Genomic DNA, 10,583 nt, shown 5'->3' on the forward strand with positions numbered 1-10,583 from the left:
CCTTTTTTATGTCTGTCGCAAAACCTTCGTAGGAGCATGGCTTGCCCGCGATAGCGTCCTCGAGATCGCCATCGCGGGCAAGCCATGCTCCTACGGTCAGATCCGATAAGTACTCTTGGTCATCACTTTGGCCAACAGGCTCATCCCGAACTTCACCGGTGCCGGGAAGCGGAAGCCGCCAGCATCCAGTGCGCTTTCCGCATGATGTTCTTCATCAATGCGCATCTGCTCGAGAATCGCCCGGGATTTTTCATCTCCCGCCGGCAATTGCTCAAGGTGTTCGTTCAAGTGTTTGCACACTTGATGTTCGGTGGCGGCAACGAACCCGAGGCTGACTTTGTCGCTGATCAACCCGGCAACTGCGCCAATCCCGAACGACATGCCGTAAAACAGCGGATTAAGAATGCTGGTATGGCTGCCCAATTGATGGATGCGTTGCTCGCACCAGACCAGATGGTCGATTTCTTCTTCTGCTGCATGTTCCATTGCCTCGCGCACATGGGGCAGCTTGGCGGTCAGGGCTTGCCCTTGGTACAACGCCTGGGCGCAGACTTCGCCGGTGTGGTTGATGCGCATCAGACCGGCCACGTGGCGGGTGTCTTCATCGCTCATTTGCGCATCTGGCTGGACGATGGCTGGCGACGGACGGTACGGCTGGCCACTGAAGGGCAGCAGGGTGCGCATGGCGGCATCGGCTTGCAGCAGAAGACGATCAATCGGCGAATAGTGACGTTGGGTAGTCATGCTGACCTCCGGGAAAATCTCGGCGGCCAGTTTAACCCAATCGGCCGGGGGAAGGTTTGCGCTGGGTCATTGTGCTGCAGTTGTTGTGACAGTGCTGTGATGCCGTTGTGGGAGCGGCGGTGCACCACGCCCACAGGATCAATTGCAATCAGCCCGGCGGCCAATGCATCTGGCGCTGACCCAGCACGTGCATGTGAATGTGATAGACGGTTTGCCCACCTTCTTCATTGCAGTTCATGACAACGCGAAAGCCTTTTTCGCAGCCCAATTCCAGGGCCAGGCGTTGGGCGGTGAACAGAATATGTCCGGCCAGGGCCTTGTCGTCCTCGGTGAGGTCGTTAAGGGTGCGCACCGGTTTTTTCGGGATCACCAGAAAATGCACCGGTGCCTGTGGGGCGATGTCGTGGAAGGCCAGTACCTGGTCGTCCTCGTAGATGATCCTGGCCGGGATTTCCCGGTTGATGATCTTGGTGAACAGAGTATCCACAGCTGTTTTCTCCGTTGTTTTGGCTGGCCCGAGTGTACTCATGGGGAATGCCCCCGCCCAGTGTTTTACCGTAGGACCCTTCAGCGAGGGCAGTAAGCCTTGTTGATCATGCCGACGATTGTCCTGTTCAACCAGCGAGAACCGAGCCGTGGCAGAAAGGCGCGCCAACGGTTCCCTCGGCCCGGGATAATGATCGCGCGATCTTTTTCCAGGGCCCGCACGGTGTACAGCGCCACTTCTTCAGGGCTCATCAGCATTTTGTTATCGATCAGTTTGCCGGTGTCCAGTTGCGCGGTAAGGAAAAAACCGGTGCGTGTCGGGCCGGGGCAGAGCACCGAGACCTTGACCGCGCATTTTTTCAGCTCGACGCGCAGACCTTCGGAAAAATGCAGCACATACGCCTTGCTGGCGTAGTAAGTGCTCATCCAGGGGCCGGGGATAAATGCGGCGACCGAGGCCACATTGAGGATCTGCCCTCCACCCTGCAAGGCCATGCTGTTTCCGATGGCATGGCACAGGCGGGTGAGCGCCAGGATGTTCACTTCGATCAGGTCCTGCTCGGTCATCCAGTCTTGAGCCAGAAAGGGACCGCAGGTACCCATGCCGGCACAATTGACCAGCAAATCGATTTGTCGGTCACCTTCCTCCAGTTCCAGCAGAAACCCTGACAGCCGGAGCGGCTCGCCGAGGTCGCAGGCACGGAAAAGTACTTCCACGCCAAAACGTTGAGTCAGTTCAATCGCAATACTTTCCAGCTGATCACGCTGTCGGGCCACCAGAATCAGGCTGCGGCCACGTCGGGCCAGCGCTTCGGCCATCGCCAGGCCGATGCCGCTGGAAGCGCCGGTGATCAGAGCGTAACGGGTCATGCAGTTCTCCATCGCAACAGCTCCGCGCCGCGACGCAGGTGTCACGGGCGGGGAGCGCTGTTTATTCTTTCGCAGAGTCTACAGGGGCCGGGGCTTCTTCGGCTTCATCGTCTGCAGAATCTGGTGCAGGTTCAGCAGCTTCGGCTGGCTCGACGTCGATTTCTTCGGTGGTCACCGAGCCGCTGTCGTAGCTGCTTTGGGTCGTGCTTTCATACTCTTCCTGAATCGCACTGAAACCGCCGGCCAGTGCAGCAACGAAGACGATGGCGATAAACACGATCCACAACGAAGCCAGTGCTTTGACCGCTGTGCTGTTGGGCGGCGGCGGTGGGCCATAGCGATTGGCGATGTTGGTGCCGGGGGCGACCATGATCACGATCGGGAAGAAGCTACCCACGAACGGGACGAGGTTGAGTAACCAGAGCCAGCCCGACCAGCCAATGTCGTGCAGGCGCTGCACGCTGATCTGAATGCTGACCACGGCCACTGCGATAAACAGGATCAGCGCCACCAGGCCACCGACAATCAGGCCCGCCGTCGAGTCTGCGCTAATAAGGGCGATGGCGAAAACGGCCAGCACCGAGCCTACCGCAAGCATGACCAGGGTCAGGACCATCGTCCACGCAAGATAACGCAAGCGGCCGATGCGGCCTTCGACGCTGAATGGCTTGAGCGTGGCGAACACGGGTTCGGTTTCGCCGACAGTCGCGCGGGGCGGCGCGTACGGGGATTCCGGGTCCGTCGGGGCAGGTTGAATGCTGGCTGGAGCGTGATGCTGGACGTCGGCCAGGTTCAACTCGACCGCGGGCTCGGCTTCGACCCGGGCGTCGATACCGGTTTTCGTCAGCGCTTGAAGGTAGGTTTTTGCGTCGGCTTGCGACAAGCCTTGTTTAAGCGTCACCGTCTGGCCACTGAACAATCTTTCGACGGCAGCGACCTCGCTTTTGTACAGCGCGGCGAGGTTGAGTTTTGCGGTGGTGAGGTCAACACCTGGCAGCAGAGCGCCGTTGAATGTGATCTTGAAACGGTTTTCGCTCATTGCGAGGCATCCTTGTCGCGAGTGTTTGAATTAGGAATCGAGTGTAAGGCCAGCCGGTAGGGGCTGGCCAAACTTTCATTTTAGCGTGGCCAGCGCTTGGGCAACGACGCGGCCAGTGCCAATGCCTTGCGGTATTCGTCGTCCAGCCGTGCGACCAGTTGGTCGACGCTCGGCAGGTCATCGATTTCCCCGACCCCCTGACCTGCAGACCACACGGTTTTCCAGGCCTTGGCTTCATCGCTGATGGGTTTCAGTTTGGAACCGAAGTTCACCTCCCCCTTGTTTTGCAGGGCGGCCATGTCGAAGCCCGCCGCTTCAAGGCTTTGACGCATGAAGCTCGCCGGTACACCCGAGACGGCTGGAGTATGGACGATGTCCGCCGCCCGGGACGTCAGTAGCATCTCTTTGTAGGCGTCAGGTGCATGACTTTCAGTGGTACCGATAAATCGCGTACCGAAGTAGGCCAAATCCGCCCCCAGCAATTGCGCGGCGAGAATCTCGTGGCCATGGTTCAGGCAGCCGGCCAGCAGCAGGGTCTTGTCGAAGAACTGGCGGATCTCGGCGATCAGCGAAAACGGGCTCCAGGTCCCGGCGTGTCCACCGGCACCCGCGGCCACGGCAATCAAGCCGTCCACGCCGGCTTCGGCGGCTTTTTCCGCATGACGGCGAGTCGTCACGTCGTGAAACACCAGGCCGCCGTAGCTGTGTACAGCGTCGACCACTTCTTTCACGGCGCCCAGGCTTGTGATCACGATCGGCACTTTGTGCTCGATGCAGATCTGCAGATCCGCTTGCAGGCGCGGGTTGCTATTGTGGACGATCAGGTTGACCGCGTAGGGTGCCGGGTTTTCCATTGCTGCCAACCCGGCTTCGATCTCTTCCAGCCAGGCCTTGAAGCCGCTGCTTTCGCGCTGGTTCAACGCGGGGAAGCTCCCCACCACGCCATTTCGGCAACAAGCGAGCACCAGTTGCGGGTTGGAAATCAGGAACATCGGCGCAGCCACCACAGGCAGACGCAGACGTTGATCGAGCAGAGCGGGCAGCGACATTGGAAGTACCCCGGTGAATGATGTTTGTTGAGATTAGAACGGCCGAACCACGACCAGAATTACGATTGCCAGCAATATCAGAACCGGGACTTCATTGAACCAGCGATAAAAGACATGGCTGCGGGTGTTTTCGCCACGGGCAAAACGTTTCACCTGCGCGCCGCACATGTGGTGGTAACCGATCAGAAAAACCACCAACGCCAACTTGGCGTGCATCCAGCCACCCTGGCTGAAATAGGCGCTGGGGTTGAGGCTGATCAACCAGCCGCCGAAAATCAGCGTAGCGATCATCGACGGGCCCATGATGCCCCGGTACAGCTTGCGCTCCATGACGCTGAAGCGTTCCTTGCTGACGGTGTCTTCGCTCTGCGCGTGATAGACGAACAGGCGTGGCAGGTAAAACAGCCCTGCAAACCAGCAAACGATGCTGACGATGTGAAGCGCTTTGAGCCACAGATAAAGCATTTTTAGTTATTCCAGGATTCACGGTAGCCGGAATAGTAGAGGCTTGAGCGTCCGCACGTCACCTTGACGGTTGTCGCAGACGCGCGCGGCCCCTATTATCGACGGCTTTCCAGTGGGTTCGTTGAGGGCAGGTTTATGGTCAAGGTCGGTATCGTCGGCGGCACGGGTTACACCGGTGTCGAACTGCTGCGTCTGTTGGCACAGCATCCGCAAGCTGAAGTGGTTGTCATCACTTCCCGATCCGAGGCTGGCCTGGCCGTCGCCGACATGTACCCGAACCTGCGAGGTCACTACGACGGCCTGGCGTTCAGTGTTCCGGACATCAAGACCCTGGGTGCCTGTGATGTGGTGTTCTTTGCAACGCCTCACGGTGTAGCCCATGCCCTGGCGGGTGAGTTGCTGGCGGCCGGGACCAAGGTCATCGACCTGTCGGCGGATTTCCGCCTGCAAGATGCCGCAGAATGGGCCAAGTGGTACGGCCAGCCGCACGGTGCGCCAGAGTTGCTGGACGAAGCGGTCTACGGCCTGCCGGAAGTCAATCGCGAACAAATCAAGAAGGCTCGCCTGATTGCAGTGCCGGGTTGCTACCCGACCGCTACGCAATTGGGTTTCCTGCCGTTGCTCGAAGCCGGTCTGGCGGATACCGCTCACCTGATTGCCGACTGCAAATCCGGCGTCAGCGGTGCCGGGCGTGGCGCCTCTGTAGGATCGCTGTACTCCGAGACGTCGGAAAGCATGAAAGCCTACTCAGTCAAAGGTCACCGTCACTTGCCGGAAATCCGCCAAGGGCTGCGTCGCGCGGCGGGCAAGGACGTCGGTCTGACGTTCGTTCCGCACCTGACGCCAATGATTCGCGGCATTCACTCGACGCTTTACGCGACCGTCGTGGATCGCTCGGTGGATCTGCAAGCGTTGTTTGAAAAGCGCTATGCCAACGAACCGTTCGTCGACGTAATGCCGGCCGGCAGCCATCCGGAAACCCGCAGCGTGCGCGGCGCCAACGTGTGCCGGATTGCGGTGCATCGTCCACAGGATGGTGATCTGGTGGTGGTATTGTCGGTGATCGACAACCTGGTCAAAGGTGCGTCGGGTCAGGCGGTGCAGAACATGAACATCCTGTTCGGTCTGGATGAGCGTCTGGGCCTGTCCCACGCCGGCATGTTGCCGTAACGCTTTATCCTGCAAAGCAAAAAGGCCCGTCTGACGGGCCTTTTTGCATTCCGGGCGAGCAATGGGTTCGATTGATATACCGTAACAATAGTTGACCGCTTTTCTAGGAGAAGCGGATAATGCGCGTCATCACGCAATATGACGGCGTAACGCCGGGAGATAGTCAGCATGAGCGTCGAATCCTTCACCCCCACGGCTTTGCAATTCACCCACGGTGCCGCGCACAAAGTGAAGAGCCTGGTCGATGAAGAGGGGAATGATCGCTTGAAACTGCGCGTATTCGTTACGGGCGGCGGTTGTTCAGGTTTTCAGTACGGCTTTACCTTCGATGAAGAAGTGGCCGATGACGACACCATCGTCGAGCGCGAAGGCGTGAGTCTGGTCGTAGACCCGATGAGCTTCCAGTACCTGGCCGGTGCCGAGGTGGATTATCAGGAAGGTCTGGAAGGCTCGCGCTTCGTGATCAAGAACCCGAACGCCAGCACGACTTGTGGCTGTGGGTCTTCGTTCTCGATCTGATTGCACCTGCACACAATGCAAAACGCCGCAGAACCTTATGGGTTGTGCGGCGTTTTGCTTTCTGGCGTTTACGCCGGGTAAATGGCGCCCAGAACGCGCAGGCCTCGAGCGCCAGTGACGCTAGGGCGATTGGCGGCGATGCCTTCGAGGCAGCAATGGGCCAGCCAGGCGAAGGCCATGGCTTCGACCCAGTCCGGGTCCACGCCGTAAGCGGCGGTGCTGCTGACTTTGGCGTTGGGCAACAGGTTGGCCAAGCGCTTCATCAGCGTGGTGTTGTGCGCGCCGCCGCCGCAGACCAGCAGTTCTTGAGTGTCCGCCTGGGCGTGTTGCAGTGACTCGATGATCGTCAGCGCGGTCAGTTCGAGCAGGGTTGCTTGCACGTCTTCGGCGGCAAAAGTCGGTAGCTTCGAGAGGTGTTGTGTCAGCCATGGCAGGTTGAACACTTCGCGGCCGGTGCTTTTCGGGCCTTTGGTCACGAAGAAGGGATCACTGAGCAGCTCATTCAGCAGTGACGGTTCGACTTTGCCGTTGGCGGCCCATTGGCCATCCCTATCAAAGTTGTCGCCGCGCTGCTGGTGAATCCATGCATCCAGCAATACGTTACCCGGACCGCAGTCGAAACCCGCAACGGGTTTGCCGGGTTCGATCAGGCTGAGGTTGCTGAATCCACCAATATTCAATACGGCGCGATTGCCGGCGCGTTCTTCAAACAAGGCTTCGTGGAATGCCGGGACTAGCGGCGCGCCTTGTCCACCGGCGGCCACATCGCGACTGCGGAAGTCGCTGACTACGGCAATGCCTGTCAACTCGGTCAGCAGGGCAGGGTTGCCGATTTGCACGGTGAAGCCGCGTGCCGGTTCGTGGCGAATGGTCTGGCCATGGCTGCCAATCGCACGAATGTCTTCGGGCTTAAGGTGTTGTTGATCAAGGAGGGTTTGTACACCCTGGGCAGCCAGTTTTACCCAGTTTTGTTGGGTGATGGCTGAACGGGCTATCTCGTCCGGGCCGCTGGCGCACAAGCCAAGCAGCTCGGTGCGCAGGGTTTCGGGCATCGGAATGTAATGCGTGGCGATCAATCTGATCGCCGGGGCTTGCTCGATCAGCGCGATGTCCAGGCCATCAAGGCTGGTCCCGGACATCACACCTATATAGAGAGCCATGGCTTAACGCTTGCTCGAAGCCAGCAGAGTGGCTTTTTCCTGTTCCATGCGCGCCATCAGTGGCTGGCTTTGGGCGAGGAAGCGTGCGCGTTCCGCCTTGGCAATCGGATCGGCCATTGGCAGTTTCTGGCCCAGTGGATCGACGTGCACGCCATTGACCTGGAATTCGTAGTGCAAATGCGGGCCAGTGGAGAGGCCGGTGGTGCCGATATAGCCAATCACCTGGCCCTGTTTCACCGTGCCGCCAGTTTTCACGCCTTTGGCGAAGCCTTGCATGTGGCCGTAGAGCGTGGTGTAGGTATTGCCATGTTGGAGGACCACGGTATTGCCGTAGCCGCCGCGGCGACCCGCCAGCAATACTTTGCCGTCGCCAGCCGCCTTGATTGGCGTACCGCGTGGTGCTGCGTAATCGACGCCTTTGTGGGCGCGAATCTTGTTCAGGATCGGGTGCTTTCGCCCCATGGAGAATTTCGAGCTGATGCGGGCAAAGTCCACCGGGGTGCGGATGAACGCTTTGCGCATGCTGTTGCCGTCAGCGGTGTAGTAGCTGCTGTTGCCTTGTTTGTTGATGTAACGCACGGCGGTGTAAGTCTTGCCGCGGTTGGTGAAACGTGCGGAAAGGATCGGGCCGTTGCCGACAGCCTTGCCGTTGACGACTTTCTGTTCGTAGATCACATCGAACTCGTCACCCTGGCGAATATCCTGGGCGAAGTCGACGTCGTATCCAAATACACTGGCCATATCCATCGTCAGGCTGTGGGACAAACCAGCGCGAGCGGCGGATTGCGACAGCGAACTGTTGATCACGCCATGAACATAGGCGGAACGCGTGGTGGGTTTGGCAGTGATGCGGTTGAACGCATAACCCTTGTCATGCCTGGTCAGGGTGATGCTTTCGAGGTCGCTGAGTTTGCTGTGCAGGCTGGTCAGTTGGCCTTCGGGGGTCAGTTCGAACTCGAGCTTCTGGCCGTGTTTGAGTTGGCTGAATTGCTTGGCTTGTTTGTCGCTGGCCAGGACATCATGCACCGAGGTGGCTGGGAGGCCGACTTTCTCAAACAGGGTGGAGAGCGTATCGCCTTTGGAGACAATCACTTCCCTGTGGTTCGCAGACTTCTTTTCTTCGACCGCAGGCACCGCCTGCGCGGTTTCCTGTGGTTCTTCGGCGCTGTTATCGATCTGCGCAAAAGGGGAGGTTACTGGCTCATTTGTGGCTTGAGCGGCGTCAGCAGCGTCTTGATCTTGTGACAGTTGTTCAGCAGGGCTTTCCAGTTCGAGACTCAGAGTGGTCTTTTTTGCTTCAACATCACTGGAAGGAAATACCAGAAGCGCCAGGCTCAGGAGAGCGGCGATGCCGCTTGCTGCGAGCAGGTGGGTCTTCGGGTAAAGCGGCGGCGCTTTAGACGATTCTTGGGTCATAAGTAATTTTGACTTTGAAAAAGATGAATTGGAAAAGATGAATGACATGATGAAGATGAAATAACTGTATAAAATATAACCAAATCATCTCTGAAGCAAGTCCGCGGACACTCTGCCAGCGGATTGGCGTCATTGCGCCGGCCAAACTTTGTATTTGACGCGTGATCTTGTATGGTTGGTCCCCTTTGAATTCGAGCCTTGCGGGTCTGTTATGAAGTCGGTTGAAGAGCAGCTAGCGCTGATTAAACGTGGTGCAGAAGAACTGTTGGTCGAGTCCGAGCTGATCGAAAAGCTCAAGCGTGGCCAGCCGCTACGTATTAAGGCAGGCTTCGATCCGACTGCACCGGATTTGCACCTGGGTCATACCGTGCTTATTAATAAGCTGCGCCAGTTCCAGGAACTGGGGCATCAGGTGATCTTCCTTATAGGTGATTTCACCGGGATGATCGGTGATCCGAGCGGCAAGAGCGCGACGCGTCCACCGCTCACCCGTGAGCAGGTTCTCGAGAATGCCGAGACCTACAAGACTCAGGTCTTCAAGATTCTTGATCCGGCGAAGACCGAAGTTGCGTTCAACTCCACCTGGATGGACCAGATGGGGCCGGCGGACTTCATTCGCCTGACGTCGCAGTACACCGTTGCCCGCATGCTCGAGCGCGACGATTTCGATAAGCGCTACACAACTAATCAGCCAATCGCCATTCACGAGTTCCTTTATCCGCTGGTTCAGGGTTATGACTCGGTCGCTTTGCGCGCGGATATTGAGCTGGGCGGCACTGATCAGAAGTTCAACCTGTTGATGGGGCGTGAGCTGCAGCGTGGTTATGGTCAAGATCCTCAGTGCATTCTGACGATGCCGTTGCTCGAGGGGTTGGATGGCGTGAAGAAGATGTCCAAGTCCTTGGGCAACTACGTCGGTATTCAGGAAGCGCCGGGTGTCATGTACAGCAAGCTGGTTTCCATACCGGATGTGTTGATGTGGCGCTATTTCGAATTGCTCAGCTTCCGCTCCATGGATGAGATCAATGCATTCCGTGCTGATGTCGAGGCTGGCGCTAACCCGCGCGACATCAAGATCAAGCTGGCCGAAGAAATCGTTGCGCGGTTCCATGGTGAAGAGGCTGCGGCCAATGCTCATCGTGCGGCAGGCAATCGTATGAAAGAGGGCGAGCTCCCGGACGATCTGCCAGAGATCGAGCTGACTGCTGCCGAAGATATGCCGATTGCGGCTGTCCTTAATAAGGCCGGGCTGGTGAAGAACTCGGCAGTGGCGCGTGACCTGCTGGGTTCCGGCGGTGTGCGTATTGATGGTGAGGTGGTCGATCGCACCTTTATATACGTACTGGGCGCGACGCACGTTTGTCAGGCCGGCAAGAAGGCATTTGCGCGTATTACGCTCAAATCCGAATAAAGCCGAAATCAGTGCTTGACGGCAGATTCAGGATGTCTATAATTCGCCCCACTTCCGGCGCAGTCGAAACGGAAAACTCCTTGGTAAACAAAGAGTTACGCAGTTTTCGGCAGTGAGTGGCTTCAGTTCATCGAAGTCCGAAAGGAGTTGAAAAAGAGGTGTTGACAGCAGCGTGTAACGCTGTAGAATTCGCCTCCCGCTACCGAGTGATCGGAAGCGCAAGTGGTTGAAGTTGTTAAAGATTTCCAAGCGAA

11 protein-coding genes are annotated in these 10,583 nt (G+C 58.0%); 3 read left to right on the forward strand and 8 right to left on the reverse strand.

What is annotated here, in order from left to right:
- Positions 1-96 precede the first annotated feature (96 nt).
- The 6 genes from coq7 to hemJ form a co-directional block, all read right to left on the reverse strand.
- The gene (coq7, locus tag AC1D2P_RS04280) at positions 97-744 is read right to left on the reverse strand and encodes a 2-polyprenyl-3-methyl-6-methoxy-1,4-benzoquinone monooxygenase (protein WP_046030035.1); all 648 of its coding nucleotides are present in this window, start codon (positions 742-744) and stop codon (positions 97-99) included.
- Positions 745-892: 148 nt separating this feature from the next.
- On the reverse strand, positions 893-1,231 hold the full coding sequence (locus AC1D2P_RS04285; RefSeq protein ID WP_046030041.1) for a histidine triad nucleotide-binding protein: 339 nt from the start codon (positions 1,229-1,231) through the stop codon (positions 893-895).
- A gap of 80 nt (positions 1,232-1,311) precedes the next feature.
- Positions 1,312-2,100: an SDR family NAD(P)-dependent oxidoreductase gene (locus AC1D2P_RS04290; protein ID WP_477757405.1), complete on the reverse strand. Its 789-nt coding sequence runs from the start codon at positions 2,098-2,100 to the stop codon at positions 1,312-1,314.
- A gap of 61 nt (positions 2,101-2,161) precedes the next feature.
- Positions 2,162-3,139: a DUF805 domain-containing protein gene (locus tag AC1D2P_RS04295; protein WP_109785538.1), complete on the reverse strand. Its 978-nt coding sequence runs from the start codon at positions 3,137-3,139 to the stop codon at positions 2,162-2,164.
- Positions 3,140-3,219: 80 nt separating this feature from the next.
- On the reverse strand, positions 3,220-4,188 hold the full coding sequence (locus tag AC1D2P_RS04300) for an NAD(P)H-dependent flavin oxidoreductase (RefSeq protein ID WP_077431174.1): 969 nt from the start codon (positions 4,186-4,188) through the stop codon (positions 3,220-3,222).
- 33 nt (positions 4,189-4,221) lie between these two features.
- Positions 4,222-4,653 (reverse strand): protoporphyrinogen oxidase HemJ, encoded by a 432-nt coding sequence (hemJ, locus tag AC1D2P_RS04305; protein ID WP_077431175.1) that lies wholly within the window; start codon positions 4,651-4,653, stop codon positions 4,222-4,224.
- A gap of 135 nt (positions 4,654-4,788) precedes the next feature.
- Here hemJ and argC point away from each other — a divergent pair, with 135 nt between their 5' ends.
- Together argC and erpA are read left to right on the forward strand one after the other, a co-directional pair.
- On the forward strand, positions 4,789-5,823 hold the full coding sequence (argC, locus tag AC1D2P_RS04310; protein ID WP_109785536.1) for an N-acetyl-gamma-glutamyl-phosphate reductase: 1,035 nt from the start codon (positions 4,789-4,791) through the stop codon (positions 5,821-5,823).
- A gap of 168 nt (positions 5,824-5,991) precedes the next feature.
- A complete protein-coding gene (gene erpA, locus AC1D2P_RS04315; RefSeq protein WP_007947969.1) occupies positions 5,992-6,342 on the forward strand; it encodes an iron-sulfur cluster insertion protein ErpA in 351 nt (116 codons plus the stop codon).
- A 68-nt stretch (positions 6,343-6,410) separates the two neighbouring features.
- Here the strand turns inward: erpA and AC1D2P_RS04320 are convergent, their stop codons facing one another.
- Both AC1D2P_RS04320 and AC1D2P_RS04325 read right to left on the reverse strand, forming a co-directional pair.
- Positions 6,411-7,502 (reverse strand): anhydro-N-acetylmuramic acid kinase, encoded by a 1,092-nt coding sequence (locus AC1D2P_RS04320; protein ID WP_109785535.1) that lies wholly within the window; start codon positions 7,500-7,502, stop codon positions 6,411-6,413.
- A gap of 3 nt (positions 7,503-7,505) precedes the next feature.
- A complete protein-coding gene (locus AC1D2P_RS04325) occupies positions 7,506-8,918 on the reverse strand; it encodes a peptidoglycan DD-metalloendopeptidase family protein (protein ID WP_109785765.1) in 1,413 nt (470 codons plus the stop codon).
- Positions 8,919-9,129: 211 nt separating this feature from the next.
- Between AC1D2P_RS04325 and tyrS the strand changes: the two genes are divergently transcribed.
- Positions 9,130-10,329: a tyrosine--tRNA ligase gene (gene tyrS / locus AC1D2P_RS04330; protein WP_109785534.1), complete on the forward strand. Its 1,200-nt coding sequence runs from the start codon at positions 9,130-9,132 to the stop codon at positions 10,327-10,329.
- The last annotated feature ends 254 nt before the right edge of the window (positions 10,330-10,583 follow it).

The sequence above is a fragment of the Pseudomonas sp. P1_F1_2 genome, from assembly GCF_056405815.1.